Source organism: Brevibacillus sp. FSL K6-6036, from assembly GCF_037964015.1.
Taxonomy (GTDB): domain Bacteria; phylum Bacillota; class Bacilli; order Brevibacillales; family Brevibacillaceae; genus Brevibacillus; species Brevibacillus borstelensis.
In genome coordinates this window covers 1067501-1087463 of sequence record NZ_CP150173.1, presented here as the reverse complement: position 1 = coordinate 1087463, position 19963 = coordinate 1067501, and the positions used below count along the sequence as shown (strand labels likewise).

General features: G+C 50.5%; 18 protein-coding genes and 10 tRNA genes (1 of these 28 only partly in view). 5 read left to right on the top strand and 23 right to left on the bottom strand.

Features of this window, described 5'->3' with window-relative positions:
* Nucleotides 1-219 precede the first annotated feature (219 nt).
* Both NST37_RS05660 and NST37_RS05655 read right to left on the bottom strand, forming a co-directional pair.
* On the bottom strand, nt 220-906 hold the full coding sequence (locus tag NST37_RS05660) for a winged helix-turn-helix domain-containing protein (RefSeq protein ID WP_003392195.1): 687 nt from the start codon (nt 904-906) through the stop codon (nt 220-222).
* Nucleotides 907-1266: 360 nt separating this feature from the next.
* Nucleotides 1267-1557, bottom strand: coding sequence for a WGxxGxxG family protein (locus tag NST37_RS05655; protein WP_003392197.1), 291 nt, complete (start codon nt 1555-1557; stop codon nt 1267-1269).
* 245 nt (nt 1558-1802) lie between these two features.
* Here NST37_RS05655 and NST37_RS05650 point away from each other — a divergent pair, with 245 nt between their 5' ends.
* From NST37_RS05650 to NST37_RS05640, 3 genes are all read left to right on the top strand, one after another.
* Complete coding sequence (locus NST37_RS05650; protein WP_031933502.1) at nt 1803-2195, top strand: hypothetical protein; 393 nt, start codon at nt 1803-1805, stop codon at nt 2193-2195.
* A 340-nt stretch (nt 2196-2535) separates the two neighbouring features.
* The gene (locus NST37_RS05645) at nt 2536-2874 is read left to right on the top strand and encodes a hypothetical protein (RefSeq protein ID WP_339186396.1); all 339 of its coding nucleotides are present in this window, start codon (nt 2536-2538) and stop codon (nt 2872-2874) included.
* A gap of 322 nt (nt 2875-3196) precedes the next feature.
* On the top strand, nt 3197-3676 hold the full coding sequence (locus tag NST37_RS05640; RefSeq protein ID WP_024985504.1) for an SRPBCC family protein: 480 nt from the start codon (nt 3197-3199) through the stop codon (nt 3674-3676).
* Between the two features lie 529 nt (nt 3677-4205).
* Here the strand turns inward: NST37_RS05640 and yhbH are convergent.
* From yhbH to trmL, 5 genes are all read right to left on the bottom strand, one after another.
* Nucleotides 4206-5366, bottom strand: coding sequence for a sporulation protein YhbH (gene yhbH / locus NST37_RS05635; protein ID WP_003392207.1), 1161 nt, complete (start codon nt 5364-5366; stop codon nt 4206-4208).
* A gap of 82 nt (nt 5367-5448) precedes the next feature.
* Complete coding sequence (locus tag NST37_RS05630; protein ID WP_003392210.1) at nt 5449-7347, bottom strand: PrkA family serine protein kinase; 1899 nt, start codon at nt 7345-7347, stop codon at nt 5449-5451.
* 644 nt (nt 7348-7991) lie between these two features.
* A complete protein-coding gene (locus NST37_RS05625; RefSeq protein ID WP_339186394.1) occupies nt 7992-8771 on the bottom strand; it encodes a hypothetical protein in 780 nt (259 codons plus the stop codon).
* Between the two features lie 370 nt (nt 8772-9141).
* Nucleotides 9142-9867, bottom strand: a complete 726-nt coding sequence (locus NST37_RS05620) for an HAD family hydrolase (RefSeq protein ID WP_003392214.1) — start codon at nt 9865-9867, stop codon at nt 9142-9144.
* A 50-nt stretch (nt 9868-9917) separates the two neighbouring features.
* Nucleotides 9918-10388 carry a tRNA (uridine(34)/cytosine(34)/5-carboxymethylaminomethyluridine(34)-2'-O)-methyltransferase TrmL gene (gene trmL / locus NST37_RS05615; protein WP_003392216.1) on the bottom strand — a complete coding sequence of 157 codons (471 nt, stop codon included), beginning with the start codon at nt 10386-10388 and terminating at the stop codon, nt 9918-9920.
* A 426-nt stretch (nt 10389-10814) separates the two neighbouring features.
* Here trmL and NST37_RS05610 point away from each other — a divergent pair, with 426 nt between their 5' ends.
* Nucleotides 10815-11501 carry a ferric reductase-like transmembrane domain-containing protein gene (locus NST37_RS05610; protein WP_339186392.1) on the top strand — a complete coding sequence of 229 codons (687 nt, stop codon included), beginning with the start codon at nt 10815-10817 and terminating at the stop codon, nt 11499-11501.
* A 64-nt stretch (nt 11502-11565) separates the two neighbouring features.
* Here NST37_RS05610 and NST37_RS05605 read toward each other — a convergent pair whose 3' ends face one another.
* From NST37_RS05605 to rnhA, 4 genes are all read right to left on the bottom strand, one after another.
* Entirely contained in the window at nt 11566-12567 is a 1002-nt protein-coding gene (locus NST37_RS05605; protein WP_003392221.1) for an amidase domain-containing protein, read from the bottom strand.
* 625 nt (nt 12568-13192) lie between these two features.
* Nucleotides 13193-13744 (bottom strand): methylated-DNA--[protein]-cysteine S-methyltransferase, encoded by a 552-nt coding sequence (locus tag NST37_RS05600; RefSeq protein ID WP_039071374.1) that lies wholly within the window; start codon nt 13742-13744, stop codon nt 13193-13195.
* 46 nt (nt 13745-13790) lie between these two features.
* Nucleotides 13791-14990 (bottom strand): tRNA epoxyqueuosine(34) reductase QueG, encoded by a 1200-nt coding sequence (gene queG / locus NST37_RS05595; protein WP_141334229.1) that lies wholly within the window; start codon nt 14988-14990, stop codon nt 13791-13793.
* A complete protein-coding gene (gene rnhA / locus NST37_RS05590) occupies nt 14987-15421 on the bottom strand; it encodes a ribonuclease HI (protein WP_003392226.1) in 435 nt (144 codons plus the stop codon). Before rnhA ends, queG begins: the two co-directional genes overlap by 4 nt.
* 108 nt (nt 15422-15529) lie before the next feature.
* On the opposite strand from rnhA, the gene NST37_RS05585 reads away from it, so the two are divergent.
* Nucleotides 15530-16201 carry a phenylalanine--tRNA ligase beta subunit-related protein gene (locus tag NST37_RS05585; RefSeq protein WP_003392227.1) on the top strand — a complete coding sequence of 224 codons (672 nt, stop codon included), beginning with the start codon at nt 15530-15532 and terminating at the stop codon, nt 16199-16201.
* 56 nt (nt 16202-16257) lie between these two features.
* On the opposite strand, the gene NST37_RS05580 is transcribed toward NST37_RS05585, so the two are convergent.
* From NST37_RS05580 to NST37_RS05525, 12 genes are all read right to left on the bottom strand, one after another.
* A complete protein-coding gene (locus NST37_RS05580) occupies nt 16258-17589 on the bottom strand; it encodes a purine/pyrimidine permease (RefSeq protein ID WP_024985499.1) in 1332 nt (443 codons plus the stop codon).
* Between the two features lie 272 nt (nt 17590-17861).
* Nucleotides 17862-18734, bottom strand: a complete 873-nt coding sequence (locus NST37_RS05575) for a DUF4850 domain-containing protein (protein WP_003392231.1) — start codon at nt 18732-18734, stop codon at nt 17862-17864.
* Between the two features lie 204 nt (nt 18735-18938).
* Nucleotides 18939-19021: transfer RNA gene (locus tag NST37_RS05570), tRNA-Leu, on the bottom strand.
* Nucleotides 19022-19030: 9 nt separating this feature from the next.
* A tRNA-Cys gene (locus tag NST37_RS05565) sits at nt 19031-19104 on the bottom strand.
* 52 nt (nt 19105-19156) lie between these two features.
* A tRNA-Gly gene (locus NST37_RS05560) sits at nt 19157-19232 on the bottom strand.
* 4 nt (nt 19233-19236) lie between these two features.
* Nucleotides 19237-19311: transfer RNA gene (locus NST37_RS05555), tRNA-Gln, on the bottom strand.
* 15 nt (nt 19312-19326) lie between these two features.
* Nucleotides 19327-19402, bottom strand: a tRNA-His gene (locus NST37_RS05550).
* An 8-nt stretch (nt 19403-19410) separates the two neighbouring features.
* Nucleotides 19411-19484, bottom strand: a tRNA-Trp gene (locus NST37_RS05545).
* A gap of 3 nt (nt 19485-19487) precedes the next feature.
* Nucleotides 19488-19563: transfer RNA gene (locus NST37_RS05540), tRNA-Phe, on the bottom strand.
* A gap of 27 nt (nt 19564-19590) precedes the next feature.
* A tRNA-Asp gene (locus NST37_RS05535) sits at nt 19591-19667 on the bottom strand.
* A gap of 93 nt (nt 19668-19760) precedes the next feature.
* Nucleotides 19761-19837, bottom strand: a tRNA-Met gene (locus NST37_RS05530).
* A 60-nt stretch (nt 19838-19897) separates the two neighbouring features.
* Nucleotides 19898-19963: transfer RNA gene (locus NST37_RS05525), tRNA-Val, on the bottom strand (it continues 10 nt past the right edge of the window).

Here is a 19963-nt window from a genome sequence, read left to right as displayed (position 1 = left end):
AAACGAATGCTCCGGCGGGTATACAAGAGCAATTTATTGAGATGCTTCATTTTACCTTACCATATCTATACAGGTTGACAACCAAATCGGAGGTAAGTTACGAAAAGTGTACGAATTGACAAAAGTTATTATCGTCATACCTCTCTTTTCAGCAGCTCCATTTTGACAACGCCGGAATTGGCATACAAGGCATGACCCGCCTCTTCTCTCCTTGTTTCATTAGAGCTTCAATCCAAATTCTTCTGACAGCCCGCTGATGCCTGCAGCCGTCACGCGAACAGCCCGCCCATCCGGAAGTCGCTCGATCCAGCCCAGCTCAAACAGCCGTTTGGTCAGCGAAGCCCCCAAGCTTCCTGCTACGTGATGGCGGCGTTCACTCCAGTCCAGGCATTGACGGGCAAAATGGCGGCGGCTTTTTGGGGGAGGATCGACCTCAACCCCCAGGGCCTGCAGCTTTGCTTTGCCTTCTGCACTCAACAGAAAGTCCTTTCCCGACTCCTGGATCAACCCCAATTCGAGAAGCCTGTCCGTCAAGGCCACGCCGATCTTGCCCGCGAGGTGATCGTAGCAAGTGCGTGCGTATTGCAAGGCCTTCATCTGGTCCGATTCCCGCAGCGAGCGTACCGGTTTCGGCACGGCAATTGCTTGCAACGCTTCCAGTGCATGCGCCACCTCGGGATTGGCGAGCCGGTAATAACGATGGCGCCCATAAGACTCCTGGCTCAGAAGACCGCCTTCTACCAGCTTGGCAAGATGAGAGCTGGCTGTCTGCGGAGTAATTCGGGCTATGCGGGCCAATTCGCTGGCAGGCAATGCTTTTCCCCCGATCAGACTGATCAGGATCGCTACACGGGACGGTTCTCCGATCAGCGAAGCGACTTCGACAATATCCGGACTTGAATTCACTTCTGCACTCCTCCTTCACATTGCATGCACACTTCGACATGAACCGAAGCGATTTTATACTATTCTAAAAGCAAGCTGCAGAGACATCCGCATCCTGCATTCATAGTTCGATAGTAATCAAAATGTAAAATCAATACAATACTGAAAAAATTGCTGCCTGATTTATCCATAAAATGGAAAAGCTGTTCTTTATCTCACCGGTTCCGGCCAGGCATCACAGTTTGAACTGATCACGGTCCGGGAGCAAATCTGCACCGTAAAATAAAATACACCTCCTAAAGCAGCATTGGATTTCATTTGCGATCTCCAATGCCTGCTTTAAGAGGCGCGCTTTCATAGCTGCAAGGCAGGTTCCTATTACTATCTTTGAGGTTCGCGATTTCTGTTTCTGCCCATTAAGCCTGCAAGACCAGCCAGGCCCAGCAAACCAATCCAGCCCCAGTCCGTATCATTGTCGGCAGCGGCTGTTCTGTACGTGCCCTGGTTTACATTATTGACGCCCGCATTACCGGGCCCACCTGCTCCGGTCATATTCCCGGGAGCATTGGTTCCCCCTACATTCCCTGTGCCTCCGGTTTCCGCGTTAGCGGTCAGTCCCATAGTTGCTGCCAGGACCAAAGCCAGTGCCAAAACGTTCATCTTTTTAAACATGAAGAGCCCCCCAAACTTTTTGTTGACTTGCTATTAGCCATATTTTCCATTGGAGGGGAAAAATATTCACTCCGCGACTGTCCGCTTCTGCTGAAGAATGCAATCAACCTGATGCGCAGAATCCAGTTTTTCTTGCTGTCGTTCCTCGGACTGTTTATGTAAATTCAGGCAAGGTTCATATGACTCCTATTTTATGGTATTATTACATCTGATTAAAAAAATTTTGATGGGAGGCTTTCTGTCCCTTGAATAATCGCTCGATCAATTTTTACATCATTGCCGTGTTGATCCTGTTGGCGTGTGCCATACCGACCATTGCCAAAACTTTTATCGACGTGCACCCACTGCGCTATCTGTTTGTCGTGATATTCGTTATTGGCATAATCGTCGGATACTTGCGCTATCTGATGAAGCTGAAAAAAGAGAGCATGCAAAATAAGAGCAAATGGCTGCGATACGGGTTTGTACTTCTCTTTGTCTTAGCCTACATGGCAATAAGGTATGGAGTACGGACTGTTGTCAGTTACGAGGTTTCCGGCGATGACTACGGCATCGTCATGGCTTTCTTTATTCTAGGCCTGTTTATTTCTTATTATGGTCTGAATCTGGTGCAGTTGTGGAAAGCAAAGAAGCAATAGGTCTCTCTTGAACGACAAGTTTTAAAAACCTAAGGAAGCTATGCTCATGAGAAAAATACGTCAATCCTGTTTGACAATGTCCTTAGCTCTCCTGCTGATTTCAGGCTGTGCTCCCGATGCTGGTGAACCTTTCAATCAGGCAACCATCCAAAACCCACTCAACGACTACCTCCATCAGGTTGATCAAACGGGGCGGGAAATTGAATTCAAACGCGTACAGACACATTCATTCACGTAAAAATCCGGGGATATCTACGCAGATATTCGCTACTCCTGCGGTGCAAAGCTTTGTGACCACGCATTGGTCCAGATTAAAAACGATGAACAGAAGGTTATCCACTTGCATTCCGGCAGCATTTTTCAGAGACATATTTTTTCCCCCGACGGCAACTATGTAGCTGTCCTATTGGGGAGAAATGAAGGGACGGAGGTTGTCAGAAACAGTGTCATGGTGATTCGCACAGAGCCATTTACCTTGGCAGAATTTCAAGGCAAAAACGAATTGGCCAGCATGTTGACTGCACCGGAGTTTACAATCCCGATCATTTCGCTGGATTGGGCAAATGACACAACGTTGAAAGCCGAGATACCCGGCACAGCAGATTACACATTTGAAACGTTGGCAACATGGGATCAGCATAGAAGCAAGACGATGGATGTTAGGTTGACAGTCAAGTAACGGAATGGATGTTGATGTATATTTCTCTCCATGTAAAAACGCCTCTCTCGAATTGAGAAAAGGCGTTTTTATTGCTTCTTGGAGCGATGTGAATATTTCGTGTTCACTGACGGTGGCCTCCGGAATTTCCAGATATTGGGGATAAATTTCATCAAAAGCTGCAAAACGAACGGTCAGGATAAAGAAATCGAAATGTGCCAAGGCACGATACTCTCATACGAAAACTAAGCAATTCAAAAGAAATGAGAACACAATCTGTGTGCTAGTATATTACACATAGTAATTTACTGACCATGACATCTAAAAAAGGAGGTTGAAAGCAGTGACAACCCCATCGAGCAAGAGGAGAACCGACACTGCTTCGAGAATCATCAAGGCATCCCCAAGCAAAATCTATGAGGCCCTCGTGGACCCGGTGGCTCTGATTTCGTGGCTGCCCCCAAAGGGGATGAGTGGCCAAATCTTAAAGTTTGAGGCTCGTGTCGGTGGATCTTATCAAATGTCTCTAACCTATCTCGATAAAGACCATTCAACCCGTGGTAAAACCTCGGAACATGCCGATGTCGTCAATGGTAAATTTTTAGAGCTTACCCCAGATGAGCGAATTGTACAAGCAGTAATTTTTCAGTCCGACGACCCCCAATTTTCAGGGGAGATGATCATGACATGGACTTTAGCAGCCGTTCCAGAAGGCACTGCTGTTACCATTCAATGTGAGAACGTACCTGAAGGTATTCGAAAGGAAGATCACGACGTTGGTTTAAGGTCTAGCCTGGAGAACCTCGCCGAATACATTGAATAATTCACTCAAGAAATACATCATTCATGCAGACGAGAACGACCGTTTAACGGGACAAACGGCATTCTAGGACGTCATTCTTACTCCTAGCTGCCGCTCTTTTTTGTCCAGTCATCGCTTAACGTCGTCCCCGATCAGGTTCGAGGCCGGCTCATCGTCCTGGCGTTAATAAATGCCGCCGGGACTTCCCGAGGGCCGTTGATGGATTACATGACAGTGTGAGTAATCACATTTGATTCACCTTCGTTCTTTCCACCTGTAATGACAACCTACACCGTGCGGGCGACTTTCATCGCACACAGCGTTCTATCAACGGATCAGAAGACAATGTACAACGGGCAAAACAAAGCATACAACAGCATGGAATCCGCGTCTGCTATCGAAGGTTGACTGCCTACCCGTTCTGGGAAAAAGGGAGCCGAAACAGCAGCTCCCCATGAAAAAACGCCTCCCCCCATTTGAGAAAAGGCGTTTTTATTACCTCTTGCAGAGATGCATTTACTTTGGATACCTTGACGTATTACTTCTCCCGCTACCTCACAATCTCTTCCTTCTTCCCAAAAAACGTCCGCAGCGCTTTGTATACCTCGCCTTTTTCCCTGATCACGCAATGCATGAACTTCGGGTCCTTGATGTGCCGATAAGCGGACATCAAAGTGGAGTGCCTGTTGTATTGGTTGACCTCCCCATACCCGAACATATTGCACCGCTCCATCAATTCCTTGACCAGCTTGACGCAGCGTTCATTGTCTGAAGTCAGGTTGTCGCCGTCGGAAAAGTGAAACGGATATATGTTGTACTGTGAGGGCGGGTAGCGGCTGTCGATGATTTCCAGCGCCTTTCTGTAGGCCGACGAACAAATCGTTCCCCCGCTTTCGCCCTTGGAGAAAAACACTTCTTCCGGCACTTCCTTGGCATCTGTATGATGGGCGATAAAAGCAATGTCCACCTTCTCGTACTTGGTCCGCAGAAAGCGAACCATCCAGAAAAAGAAGCTGCGGGCGATGTACTTTTCAAAAACCCCCATACTTCCCGACGTATCCATCATCGCAATGATCACAGCATTGGAGTGCGGCTTGATGATCTCCTCCCACGTTTTGAATCGCAGGTCGTCGTCGCTGATCCCCAGCTCCATGTCGCTGTACCCGGCCAGCGCATTGCGACGAATCGCCGCGATCAATGTCCGCTTTTTGTCAATATTGCCCATCAAGCCTTTTTTGCGAACGTCGTTAAACCGCGTCTCTTCGATCACGATCTGGTCTTCGTCCTTGCGCTGGAGATTCGGCAGCTCCAGCTCCGAAAAGAGCATTTCCTCAAGCTCTTCCACGGTGATTTCCGCTTCGAAATAGTCGACGCCCGGCTGGTCGCCGGCGCCCTGGCCCTTCCCGGCCCCTTGGGCGGGATCGCCGTCCTTGGCAATGACATCCCCTACTTTGGTGTCCCCTTTTCCTTGCCCGGCATGCTTTCCTTTTTGGAAGTTGTACCGCAGCCGGTATTCATCCAGAGAGCGAATCGGAATTTTAATCACGTCACGCCCGTTTGACATGATGATATTTTCTTCGCTGACCAGGTCAGGCAAGTTCTTCTTGATCGCTTCCTTCACCTTTTCCTGGTGGCGGGTTTGGTCCTGGTACCCTTTGCGGTGCAGCGACCAGTCTTCCCTGGAGACGACAAACGGTACCGAATCCTCCATAGGGTCCCCTCCTACTGGCGCAGCTGCGCCGAATTACTTCATCGTCAAGCCAGATCCAAAAGTGCCCTTTGGGTGCCCCCTTTTACCTATTCAGCAGACTGCCTACATATCGCAGCAGCTCGTTGGCACAAACAGGGCAATAGTGATGCTCATCGATCAACCTTCGCGTTACTTCATTGATCTTTTTCAATTGATGTTCATCCGGCGTTTTGTTGGAGGTCGTAATTTTGACGACGTCCTTCAAATCGGTAAACAGCTTTTTCTCGATCGCTTCGCGGAGCCGGTCATGCGTGCTGTAGTCAAATCGCTTTCCTTTGCGGGCGTATGCGGAAATCCGGATCAAAATTTCTTCACGGAATGCCCGCTTCGCATTTTCCGAGATGCCGATCTGCTCTTCAATGGAACGCATCAAGCGCTCATCCGGGTCCATCTCCTCGCCGGTGACCGGGTCGCGGAGCTTATTCATGTTGGCGTAGGCTTCCACATTGTCGAGGTAATTGTCCATCAGCGTTTTGGCGGACTCCTCGTAGCTGTAGACGAACGCCTTCTGAACCTCTTTTTTGGCCAATTCGTCGTATTCCTTGCGAGCCATGGAAATAAAGTTGAGATAACGCTCCCGCTGCTCCTTGGTGATGGACGGATGCTGGTCAAAGCCTTCCTTCAGCGCGCGCAGAATATCGAGCGCGTTGATGCACTCCGTATCCCGTCGGATCAGCGCGCTGGAGATACGGTTGATCACGTAGCGGGGATCGATGCCTGACATCCCTTCGTCAGCATGCTCGTTTCTCAGTTCGTCCAGATCGGAACCCTTGAAGCCCTCCACCGACTCGCCATCGTAGAGACGCATCTTTTTCAGCAGATCGGCTCCTTGTTTCTTTGACTCCTTCAGGCGGGTCAAAATGGAGAAGGTTGCCGCCGACCGCAGCGCGTGCGGAGCGATATGCACGTGTCCCAGATCAGACTGCTTGATCAGCTTTGCATATATTTTTTCCTCGTCGCTCACCCGCAAATTGTAGGGGATCGGCATGACGATGATGCGGGATTGCAGCGCTTCGTTCTTTTTATTGGCGATAAAAGCTTTGTACTCTGACTCGTTCGTATGCGCGACGATTAGCTCATCGGCAGAAATCAAGGCAAAGCGTCCAGCCTTGAAATTGCCTTCCTGTGTGAGCGAGAGCAGGTGCCAAAGAAATTTTTCATCGCACTTCAGCATTTCCTGGAATTCCATAAGGCCCCGGTTGGCCTTGTTCAGCTCGCCATCGAAGCGGTAGGCGCGGGGGTCCGATTCCGAGCCGTATTTCGTGATGGTGGAAAAATCGATGCTTCCCGTCAAATCAGCAATATCCTGAGACTTGGGGTCAGATGGACTGAAGGTTCCGATCCCGACACGCTCCGCCTCCGAGAAAAAGATTCGCCTGACGGGGAAGTCTTCAATACGCCCTCCGAACTCGGTTTCCAGACGCATGCGATTATAAGGAGTCAATTCCCCTTCGATCTTGATCCCCAGCTCTTCCTCAATTTCCGGTCTCAATTCATGCGGAATCAGATGGAGCGGCTCTTCCTGCATCGGGCATCCGTCCAGTGCATAAACGGCTCCCTCATCTGTCCGGGAATACTCCTCCAATCCCTTTTTGAGCATCGTCACAATCGTCGATTTCCCGCCGCTGACCGGGCCCATCAATAGCAAAATCCGCTTGCGTACATCCAATCGGCGGGCGGCAGAGTGAAAGTATTCCTCCACCAATCGTTCAATCGCGCGATCCAGACCAAAAATCTCCCGACTAAAAAAACGATAGGAGCGGCTATCGTCCTCGTTTTCCTCTACGCCGGCACTCTTGATCATATTATAGACGCGTGAGTGAGCAGTCTGGGCAATCTGCGGATTTTTACGAACCAGTTCCAGATATTCAGCAAATGTGCCTTTCCACATCATCTTTTCTTCTCGGGCCCGATGCTCGGCGATGCGCTTTAAAATGTCCATGCTCGTCTCTCCTCCCTCTTAAGCCCTCTCTCTTCGCGAACGACCATGTACTTTCATGTATATGTCCGCCAGCGGCCACGCATTCTTATCGAAGCTGCTCTCAACCAAAGACACGACATTTTTGCTGTCTTTTCCTATCTGTATGCGCGAAGACGACACATGTTTCAGCGAACTTGATGATCGGATAAGCGTTTTGGCATGGGCCTGTATCGCTGCCCGTTCCCTCTGGAAAACGGCGCCAAAAAATTCATCAGAATGACAGAAAGCGCTCTCCGTATTTCCCTTGCAAACAGGGAAGGCTAGGTTATAATGGGAGTAGTTTGGTAACGAAAGGAGCAGTCCAACATGGGTACGTTTATCGTAGGATTGGTCTTTGCCGCATTTCTGTTTTTCATTCTGACGGCAGGATATAACGAAGACAAGACCTGGAATCTGTAAGGCCAAGCCTTATTGAGGCTTTCCTTTTCACATCGCTCCCAGGAAAAAAACAGGCTGCCTTTGACAGGCATCCTGTTTTTTTTGATCGCGAAACTTGGATAGGCCAAGCTTTTCGCCGAAGCCTTCGCTCCCTTATCCTTTTGATCGAAAAAAAGGAGCCATCGAAACACGATGACTCCATTCCCCAAGACCCACTACGAGGGTTGTTACACCTGATTCTGTTGCTGAGCTGCTTGTTTTGGTGCTTGTTTTTCCTGTTGCCTTGCTTCTTGCTTCGCCTTTTGCTTTGCCTCTTTGCTCGCTTGCTTCTCTGCTTGTTTCTCAGCCTTTTTTTCGGCTTTATTCGCTGCTTTCATTTCGGCCTTTTTCGCTTTGATCGCTTCCTTCAGCTCTTTTGCTGTTTTTCCAGTTGCATCGGTCCCCAGCTGAGCCGCCTTTTCCTGCAGCTTGGCAATATGCTCTGCCTGTTTGGCTTGACGCTGCTGTTTGGTTTCGGCCTTTTTGGCCTGGATCATCTGTTTGATTTCCTTCGGAGTCTGGCCAGCAGATGTTTCTACCCCCGCTTTTCCGGCCTTTTCCACAAGCTTGGCCAGCTGCTGCTCGTGCTTTTCCGCTTGTTTTGCCTTTATGGCTGCCTTCACTTCTTTAGCCGTCTTTCCATCGAGCTGTATGCCCCACTTTTGGGCCTTTTCCTTGAGCTTGGCCAATTTCTCCGCGTTCAATTCCGCACGCTTCGCTTTGTAGGCCTCTTTCATTTGCTCGACTGTCATGTTCGTGGTATCAATGCCCCATTTTTCTGCGAGCGCTTTGATTTTGTCCAGATGCTGCTGGCGCGCTTCAGCCTTTGCCTGTTTCCCGGTGTTTGCAGGTTTGCTCGCTTTTGCATGAGCTGCCTTGTCCACGGATGGCACTTCCGCTGCGTTGACAACGGATACGCCTCCCAAAAGCAGGCTCAATGACAAAATGGAAGACACACATTTTTTCATCAAAACCCTCTCCTTCACTCTTGCCATCTCCAGATTTCCTGGTGCAGGAATAGAGTAGCCAAGAACTATGTGAAAATGATGGGATAACAATGAAAGATTGTGGCTTGTCTGCTGCAGCAGCAATATACGCAATCTGAGCATGCGCTTCTCCTACGGCGTACGTCGCTGGGTGAAAACCGTACGTGTGTCTCTCGGATTTTCTCGCCATGCGATCTGAACATGCGTCCCTTCCGACCTACGTCGCCGGCGCAATCTGAACGTGCTCCAATTCTGAGTTAAATTGCGGCGCAGTATGGCGGTGGTCCAACCACAAAAAGAGCAGGCACCTGGTACCTGCTCAATCTTTCAGTATAAATCGCTGCCTTCAGCATTACTTGGCAAACAGGCCTGTCCGCTCCGTGATCGCCGTATAAAGCTCCTCGAGCGTTCCCTGTTGATCGACTGGATATTGCGGCTCTCCGCGATCCTCCAGCCAATTTGTCACGAGGAACGTCTTCATCCCCACTTTGCTGGCGACCATATCTTCCTGCATGTGGTTGCCGACCATGACGCATTCCTCAGGCTTGACTCCCAGCTTGCTGCAGATCTCCTGGAAGTAGCCCGGATTCGGCTTGGTAAAATGGGACTCCTCGTAGACTGTGACCAGCTCAAAATCGTCCGGAGACAGTTCAATCCAGGCCAACCGGCTATGAATGGCATCACGCGGAAAAACCGGATTCGTGGCGACAGCTACACGATACCCTTGCTCTTTTGCCGCTTCAATAATTTTTTTCGCCCAAGGGGACGGATGCGTCAGATGGGAGAGCGATGGGAACACTTCTTGATAAAACTTGTCGAACAGCGGCCACAGCTCTTCCTTTGACCAAGGGCTGTGCTCTGCAAAGTATTCGATGAAGACTTGCTCATTCGTTTTTTCGGGGTCCTGGTTCATGATCATCGTTTTGGTCGCTTCCCAAATGATCCCGAGCAGCGCCTGACTATCGTAGTTATCCCCCATATACTGCCCCAGTTCCTTCAGGTATCCTTTTACGAACGGGTCCGTCCTCATTTCCAGCAGTGTTCCATCGAGGTCAAATAGGATCGTTGTCGTGTTCATGTACGTTCTCTCCCTTGTTTGGATGATTGTCAGGCTACGGGTCATGCTCGTTATTTGAGTCCGGGGAAGCCCAGCTGTCTGAGCCCTTCAAACAGGACAATGGCAGCGCAATTGGACAAATTGACGGATCGGGTGGCGCCGCTCATCGGAATGCGAATCGTCTGTTCCCGGTATCGGTCTGTCAACTCCTCCGGAAGACCGGTTGTTTCCTTGCCCAAAATGATATAATCGCCATCACGGAAGGAAACCTCCGTGTAAAGCTTTTCTCCCCACGTTTCCACGAAGTAAAACGTACCGGCGTTTTCCCCCTGCTCGCGGACGAAATGGTCGAAATCATCGTAGTGATGCACCTGTACCGCGTGCCAGTAATCAAGACCTGCCCGCTTTAAATAGCGGTCGTCTGTGGAAAAGCCGAGCGGATGAATCAAGTGCAAATGCGCACCCGTAGCAGCACAGGAACGGGCAATATTTCCCGTGTTGGCAGGGATGAGCGGCTCATGAAGGACGATGTGTAACGGCATAATCAAAAATCTCCTTGGTTACCGGACTTTCAAACATCCTCTATTATACATAAACAGACATAGGGAAGGCCACCCGCTTGCCCCGTTGGAATGGCTTTGTAACAGGCTCCGCGTTTAACACTGATTCGCTTCATCCGTTTTGTATCGTATCGCCTTTTTCATAAAACAAGTTTTTCTTATCATCCCTTTTTCATAAAATCCGCTATTCATCTCATCCTCTTAGGAGATCATCTTCTTATCGGATCATTCCTATCCAGCCGATTCTGAAGGAGGAAATCCGCCCACTCTTGCAATCGCAATAACCTTCACTTTCCAACAAGCGTGTAACGAACATTGCTTTTGAAGACGCCACTTCCTGTAACAAATCAGAGGTGTCCTGCATCAAAAAGAAAACGGGTATCGCACCGAAAGGGAGTGGCCTTGCAAATGCGTTTGTTTCGTTTCCTTGCCTTTATCGTCAGTCTGCTTTTTCTCCTTGCTTTATTTTGGATCAAGTGGCCGCAATTTTCTTTTTTCCGCACGCCTGAAGCCCTGAGTATGATTTCCGGATATTTGGCATTCCTGCTGATCAGCCTCACTTTGCTGCTCGGTCCAATCAAACAGTGGCTTGCGCGCTTTGCCCCCCAGCTTTTGTTGCTCCGAAGAGACTTGGGCATTATCGGCGGCGTGTGTGCACTGGTCCACGTCGCACTCGTCCTGTTTATTTTCGAAAAAGGGCCTCAGCTGCATTTTTTGCAAAGCGATATAACCGCAAAAGGGTGGCTCGGTCTTTTCTTCCTGGACGCCAGTGTCTACGGCGGCGGACTGTCTCCCAATTTTACTTTTACCGGCATAGCCAACTACATGGGTCTGATTGCCTTTATCCTCCTGTTCTGTCTCTGGATTACGTCTTCCCGCTATGCAGAGAAGCTGCTTGGCGGCTCCAGCTGGAAACGCATCCACATGAGCAATTTCCTGTTATTTGTCCTGGTCGTGTTTCACGCCCTCATCTATGTGAATTCGATAAAAGGCGAACCGCATACTCCGGGCGATTTTTTGTGGATAGCCGGAATTGTCGTCGCCATTCGTCTCATTGCCTTTGTAAAAACCGTCTTCTTGCGCCGGACAAAATGAATAAGGCCTCTCGCACAGAGAGGCCCTGTCTTGTTTATGGATAGCCAACAGACTCCGCATCCGATCACGTTCCACGGATGCGAAAAAAAGCGTACCGGATTTGCGGGGTATAGGCCGTCGAATCGCGGTAGTCCCAGTAACGCAGGCGGCTGTTGGTTGTATTTGCATTGACCAGAGGCATGTTGTTCGCGTCTTTTGCCACGACGATGGTATTGTGCTGGAATCGTCCGTCGCCGTTAAAATCATAGCAGATGATATCTCCCGGCTCCAACTGCTCGACAGAGGGCACTGCCACTGCCCGCATCGGCGGCCGGCCAGACTTTAAGAGCAAATATAAACTATGTGCCACCGTCCAGCTGTAGCTCCAGTTGGCACCTTTTCCGCTGCCCCGCATCCACCAGCCCTTCCCCTGTTCCCGGGAAAAAAGCATCGGAATCCCGCCTGCATGCAAGCATTGCGAGATAAAGTTCGTACAGTTATCAGTAAAGAGCGGATAGGCAGGATTGGCTGTATTCCAGTATCTCTCCGCATACGCGATAGCCCGACCCGAATTGTATCCTCCTGCTCCGTGCACGAAAAGAGTAGGGAGGAGATTATCCTCGGGTTCTTCTAGAGTTGACAGCGTTTCTTTCGTTTCGTCAGACAAGGCTCCGTCACCTTTGATTTCTTCGATATGATCGACATGCCATCCTCCGTCTGCGCGGTTCAGGATGACACGCAAAATTCTCTCTGCTTCCTCTACTCTGCTCTCTCCCTTTAATGTGTACCATCGCTGGACGTTCCAGCTCATGCAAAGCTGAATTTCTCTGCCCTTTTCCATCCAGAAGAGGGGGATGGCACGCCCGTGAACAGCGGTAGTAACCGCCCCTCTCTCCTGAAGCTGATCTTCCCAGCGCTGCCACTGTCTCCAAAAGAGCGATTCCCGTATTTTCCCTTCTTTCCAAAACGGCCAGATGCGTTCGTAACCCTGATCAACTCCGTAGCGGTGAACGTCATCCAGATAGTCCTTTAGAAACTGCTGCCATTCTTCTTGATTCACAGCCGCCGCTGAATCCTGCCGGTTCACCAATGCACTTCCTCCCCTCTTTCTAGTCTGTCCTGCCGGGCTCCTGTGCGTCCTGTCAGGCTCCTGTGTCTCCTGCCGGGCTCCTGGGTGTTCTGTAAAGCTACTGTGTGCCTGTAAAGCTACTGTGTGCCTGTAAAGCTACTGTCTGCCTGTAAAGCTACTGTCTGCCTGTAAAGCTACTGTCTGCCTGTAAAGCTACTGTCTGCCTGTAAAGCTACTGTGTGCCTGTAAAGCTACTGTGTGCCTGTAAAGCTACTGTGTGCCTGTAAAGCTACTGTGTGCCTGTAAAGCTACTGTCTGCCTGTAAAGCTACTGTCTGCCTGTAAAGCTACTGTGTGTCCTGTCAGGTAGCCTGTATCTCTCGTCAGGCGTCTGTTGTCTCTTCAGGCTCAGGCTCCAATGCGTCTTGTCACAAACCTGTACGTCCTGCCACATACCTTTTATTTCATGCATGCCTTCCATGCTGATAAAATATGATCCGACACATTGATTCAGAAGAAAAAGATACCAGCAGGAGCCCTCCTCCGCGGCTGTTTTTGGAACAGCCGGAAAGCCGAGTCACACTTGGATCTTTCTATTCTCGATGTTCCAGATGCTCGCAAAACCAATAAAAAAGCTATCCGGACTAGCGGATAGCTTTTGCTGATTCGATGGAAGGAGCGGGGTTTCCTGCTCCTTCCAAAGCTAATAGTTGCTCTTTAATGGATAAGCCGCCTCCGTAACCGACAAGCGCTCCATTTGAACCGATTACCCGATGGCAAGGAACGATGATCGGAATCGGGTTGCGGTTATTCGCCCCGCCAATCGCCCGGACCGCTTTTGCCTGCCCGATGGCCAAAGCGATCTCCTTGTACGATCTTGTTTCCCCATACCCGATCCGGGTAAGCTCATTCCACACAGCTTTTTGAAATGGGGTCCCGAACAGTACAATCGGAACGTCAAACCGCGTCCGCTTTCCGGCAAAATACTCTTCCAGCTCAGTTTGCACAGCCTGATTCAACGTAGCATCTTTCTCCAGATTTGCGCCGAGAAAGGTTTTGCGAGCCCACCGCTGCAGCAGAGGAAGCGCGGATTCCTCGTCTCCAAATTCAATATAGCACAGCCCTTCCTTTGTAGAAGCTAATAACAACGGTCCGATCGGTGAGTCCATGGTGGTGTAACCTATCGTTTGTCCCACTTTATCATTCCTCCCTTGCCGTTTTTTCTTCTCCTGTAAACGTGTGCTAACTGATCTCTTCCGTTTTTTCCCGGGAAACAGTCCCTTTCCGCAGAGAATGGACCTGCTGCAGCATCGAGATTCCCTTCCGAATCTCGGCCATAACTTCTTCCGATTGTTCCTGTTCTGCTGCCTTGTAAAGAGCCTCTGCTGCTGCTTCACCGCCAATTTTCCCAAGAGCCCATGCCGCTGTACCTCTGATCACTTCCCGCGGATCGCTTTGCATCAATCGGATCAGATCCGGTACAGCGGATTGATCCCGAAAGTGAGCCAAGGCGAGAATCGCATTTCGCTGAATAGGCTTTTTCCCTCGCCATGAAGAGGAGGAGTTGCCGAACTTTTGCTTGAATTCCTTGTTGCTCATCTGCAGCAGGGGCAGCAGCAATGGTTTGGCCAGCTCCGGGTCCGGCTGAAACTCGGGATGATGCTCAAAATGCAGGCCCCGGTTTTTGGGACAAACCGTCTGGCAAGTATCGCAGCCATACAATCGATTGCCGATCTTGCTTCGGTACTGATCGGGAATAAAACCCTTTACCTGTGTCAAAAAGGCTACGCATTTCTGCGAGTCCAGTTGTCCTCCCTGAACAAGCGCCCCGGTCGGGCACGCCTCCACACAAAGATTGCAGTCGCCGCAGCCTTCTTCTACCGGTGTATCCGGTGGCAGCGGAAGATTGGTCAGCATCTCGCCTAGATAAACCCAAGAACCGAATTCAGGGGTAATGAGCGCACAGTTTTTTCCCACCCAGCCGAGGCCGGCTCTTTCGGCGACCGCCCGATCCGAAAGCGCTCCGGTATCGACCATGGACTCAAGCCGGGCATGCGGCTCCAGTTGTCTGATGTAATCAGCAAGCTTGTCCAGCTTCTCCCGGAGGACATGGTGGTAGTCGGTCCCCCAGGCTGCTCGGCACATAATTCCTCGATACGCCCCCGGCTCAGACTTGGGCGGATTCTTCAGCTTGGATGGATAAGCCAGTGCGATCGAGATGATGGAACGAGCCCCTTCCAAACTCAGCGAAGGCTCGGTTCGTTTGTCCAAATCCGGCTCTTCAAAGCCGGATTCATAGCCTTTTTCCCGGTGCTCTACGAGACGCTGCTTCAAGGTAAGAAACGGGTCAGCGCTGGCAAAACCGATCTTGTCTATCCCCATTTCCTTGGCATAGCGGATGATGGCCTGCTTTGTGTCTTCCCAGTATTGGCGCTCGTTCACAGCTTCTTGATCGCTCCTGTTGCCAGCTCATCGCAGCGGTTGTTCCATTCATTGTCTGCATGCCCTTTTACCTTGACGTACTGAACGGTATGAATCTCCATCAGCCGCAGCAATTCCTTCCACAAATCCTGGTTTTCCACTGGCTGGTTCTTGCTGTTCTTCCATCCGTTTCGCAGCCATCCCTTGTACCAGCCTTGCTGAAAGCAATTTACCAAATAAGCGCTATCGCTATATAGAGTGACCTTGCAAGGCTCCTTGAGGACGGACAATGCCTCGATCGCGGCCTTCAGCTCCATCCGGTTGTTGGTCGTTCCCTGCTCGGCACCGGACATCTCCTTTTTATGTTCACCATACATCAACACGGCTCCCCAGCCTCCTGGGCCGGGATTGCCGGAACATGCTCCGTCGGTATATATCGTAACTTCACGCATCGTCAGGGAATCCCTCCTGTCTTCTTCTTATTGTATCGAAGGATAGTCGCGATCACAAAATTTTTTTGCTATACTACCAAAAAATGCTGTACGCAGGGAGTGATCGCCATGAAGGTACGGCTTGCCAAAGAGGTAGCCGGGATTCTTCCTTCGTTTTCGCTGGGAGTTATTCATTATACAGACGTTACCGTAAGCACTTCTCCAAAAATGCTTCAGGGACGGATTAATCTATTTGTGGAGTCGCTGCGTCTGGAGCACGAGCTGTCGCAAATTACGGAAATCGCAGGGGTTCAGCACTGGCGCTCGGCATTTAAACGCCTCGGCATAGATCCGGGCCGCTATCGCCCCTCCTCGGAAGCGCTGCTGCGCAGACTCCTCCAAGGGAATGCCTTCTTTTGGATCAACAGCGCTGTCGACGTAAACAATTTTTTCTCCATTCTGCAAGCCCTGCCTTACGGTATATATGATGAAGCACAGATACAGGGAGACGTCGTCTGCCGCTTGGGACAGGCCGCGGATGTTTACCAGGGCTTAAACGGCAGAGAAGTACATATGGAAGGCAAATTGGTTCTGGCCGACGAGCTGGGGGCATTCGGCAGTCCGATCGTTGACTCAAAGCGCACCCCGGTTTCCGAAGAAAGCAAGCAGCTGATGCAGGTCATCTTTTTCCATGAACAGCTTACACTTCCCGAGCGCGAGGAAATCATGGGGACGACAGCCAGAATGTTCACGGAAATCAACGGAGGCCTCGTTTCATCCTCGTACATCGTCACCGGCTGATCTGAAGCAACATCCCACGATATGTTCCCCGCAACTCTCAGGAAAAAGACGGCTCGTCACTCGGACTGGCCGTCTTTTTCCGCTATTTCTTCTGGTTTTTGCCGAAACACGACATGCTCCAGAACCAGGCTGACCAACACGCCAAGCAGTAATCCGTTTCCAAACAGGAAGCTGGCCAGGGAAGGAAGATGCTGCCAAGCTGTCGTCGGAACGAACATAACGCCGATCCCGACGAGGATTGAACTGCCTGCCACGGTAATTGCCCGAGTGTCCAGCTTGACGGAGGCGATGTCCTTCAAGCCGAAGCCAAGGAGCTGCGTGTAGGTAATAAACATGCCAGCATATGCGACAGGCGTAGGCAATGCAGCCAGGAACTGAGATACGGCCGGCAAAAGGCCGATCAGCATCATCCCTGCCATCGCTACCAAAAACGGGAGACGAGCTGCCATTTTGGTCGTTTCGATCACTGCTGCGGCGATCGAAAGCGGAATCATTCCGACAACACCGGATACACCGGACAACATGTGGGAAACGCCCGTAAATACCCCGCCACGGTTGTACTGGCTCACTGTCGGAGGTGTTTGGGTTGCTTTGCCCATCACATTCATGCTTGTTACCAGGTTGGTAAGCAGAACGAAGCCTGTCAACAGACTGGTCAACACCACGCCCCAGTCCCACCTCGGTTCACCCCAGAAAAACAGGGTTGGCATCACGATCCATTGATCCGTATGGCGTACCGGTTCCGTCCAGCCTAGCACAGCAAACAAGATCCAGCCGGCCGCCATCCCGAGCAGCACGGCAAAGCTGGCAAACCGCTTCGTTCGCAAAAATATCAGGACCAGAGCAACGATTAATACGGAAACCAGGGCGATCCCGGGACTTACTTCTTTCGCGTGCTGATAGCCAATACCCAGCATGCCCGATACGATGCTGCTGCATAAGGACACTGCCAGAAGCACCATGTATGTGCCTGAAACAAGAGGAGTAAACCAGCGTTGGATTTTTCCGATCCACCCGAGCAGGCCAAACAAAAAGAACATCGCACCGGCCAACAGCAGCCCAAGCTGGAACGACTGCCCGATTTCCCGCGGAGCGATACCCACACTGGTTCCGATTTGCGCCAAAATGATAAAGATTCCCCACCATAGCCCTGCCGGCCCTTCGATCATCGGATATCGATGGCCGATCCATACTTGCAGGAAGGACGCCAGTCCGACGAAAAACATGGTCTGCTGCATCAGGAGGCCGACCTCATCAGGGGTAAGTCCGTAAATGTCTCCAATCGCCAACGGTACGGCGACACTGCTGGAGACAGTGACGATCATCCATTGCAAAGCTGACAGAATGGTCGTTCCAAATGGAGGCTTCTCATGTAACCCATATCCCACTTCTCACACCTCTACTCTCGATTCCCATCTGCTGAATCACATCGCAGAATCCTACTCTTACGGCGTCGACGATCCTTCAAAAGAAAAGAGAAAGCACGCCATGGTAAGCGTGCGTTTTGTCTATGCCTTCAATAAGGATAGCATTCACTGAAGAGCGTCAGGGAATCCTTTTCGTGACCTAGTTATTTTAACATAAGAGGACGAAATGTGTATCTGTGAATCTGCTCCCGACCACATTTTGCAGAAAGGCGATTATGCTCATTTGCTTGGCTTTATTCTAACAAGGAAGCGGCTGAAGCACCTGTAGTCACAAATAAATCGAGAATATCTTTTGCCGTTTTTGCTTGTTCCGCTTGGCAGGAAATTTCCATTTTCAAAAACCTCTGGCTTCCTTCTTGGGAAAGGTGATGCGCCACACCAGAGATGTGATAACCGTCTGGAGAATCGGCGAGGAGATATTGTACGGTTGTTGGGGAGACCAGCGTCCTTTCTTTAAATGCAACTTTCGCAGAGATCGGAAATCCTTGTTCCTCTGCCCACTTCTCCTTGTCCGGGAAGTATGTTCCAATCGAGGTAATCGCGCATCCTTGGCATCCTCCGGCGTTGTCGGAGTAGTTGAGCTTCTGGTTCGGATCATGCGGATTAACCAGTTCGATGCCAATCGATCCATTTGCGCCAATACCAGCTTGCCCTAAGGTCCAATCCCGCGGTCCGATAAAAAATACGCTTCCTCCCCCCAACACATCCATCCAATACGCACCAAGCTCATCCTTGCTTGATTGCGGAATCGATAATGGAATCACCGGGTATGGCTTTTTGGGCCCAACAGTCTGCGGCTGGTCCCCATCGATGTAAAATTCAGCCTTAATCACTTTTAGCGGAAGCGAAGTGATCGTCTCTCCAGTTTTGCCTTGAAACGATACTTGGCCTGCTTCAATCATAAACGAAGCGGGCAGTTTTTCAGCTGCGTCCTCCTTTTGAACAGGTGAATCATTCAAAATAGCTGCTGCAGCTGCGGTAATCTCGCCAGGCTTTTCCGTATGCAATGCTGCCTGTGGCCCAGTGGAACATCCCACTGCTGCGAGAGACAAACCAACCATGAGCAGGTTCTTGAAACGTAACGCGCTTCTCTTTTCTTTCCCCATGTGTTACCCCATTCTTTTCCTATTTCGTATTCATTTTAAAGACGGTTCCCTTTGCTGTTTCGTTACGCAAAGTAAAGTGTGTAAAAATACTTTTGTATCGGAGTGTACGGTTTCCGCTCTGCCGCAGGTTTTGTTATCAGGTGATAGTTATCATGAAACATAAAAAAGAGGAACCCATAATGGATTCCTCCTTGGTCAAGCATATGGTGCCGGTAGAGGGACTTGAACCCCCACGGTTTCCCTCACGATTTTGAGTCGCGCGCGTCTGCCAATTCCGCCATACCGGCACTGTTCTATGGAGGAGGCACCCGGATTTGAACCGGGGATAAGGGTTTTGCAGACCCGTGCCTTACCACTTGGCTATGCCTCCGTATTATGCATCAAAATGATGCTTCATAAATAAAATTCTGTTATGGTTTCAATGGAGCGGACGACGGGGCTCGAACCCGCGACCTTCGCCTTGGCAAGGCGACGCTCTACCAATTGAGCTACGTCCGCAAAGTGGCTGGGGCACTAGGATTCGAACCTAGGCATGACGGAGTCAAAGTCCGTTGCCTTACCGCTTGGCTATGCCCCAATATGTGATTGAAAATGGGGCGATCGATGGGAATCGAACCCACGAGTGTCGGAGCCACAATCCGATGCGTTAACCACTTCGCCACGACCGCCACATAGTTGGCAGGGGCAGTAGGAATCGAACCCACACCAAAGGTTTTGGAGACCTTCGTTCTACCGTTAAACTATGCCCCTACATGGTGGCTCGGGACGGAATCGAACCGCCGACACGAGGATTTTCAGTCCTCTGCTCTACCGACTGAGCTACCGAGCCAAATTATATTTGCCATTATAACAAAAATGGCGGAGCTGACGGGACTCGAACCCGCGACCTCCGGTGTGACAGACCGGCGTGAACTCCAACTTCACCACAGCTCCATGCATTATAAGATTACATTTGGCTGCACTTGAAAAACTGCTGCCAATCTACTTGAGCAATGGTATGTACAAACGAGGATCAAGTAGAAAATTTGGTTGCGGGAGCAGGATTTGAACCTGCGACCTTCGGGTTATGAGCCCGACGAGCTGCCAGACTGCTCCATCCCGCGACGATGAGGGTGAACCGGTACGGAGAGATCCCCGTAGCCGATGCCTATGAACGAAGTATATGGTGGAGGCTGACGGGATCGAACCGCCGACCCTCTGCTTGTAAGGCAGATGCTCTCCCAGCTGAG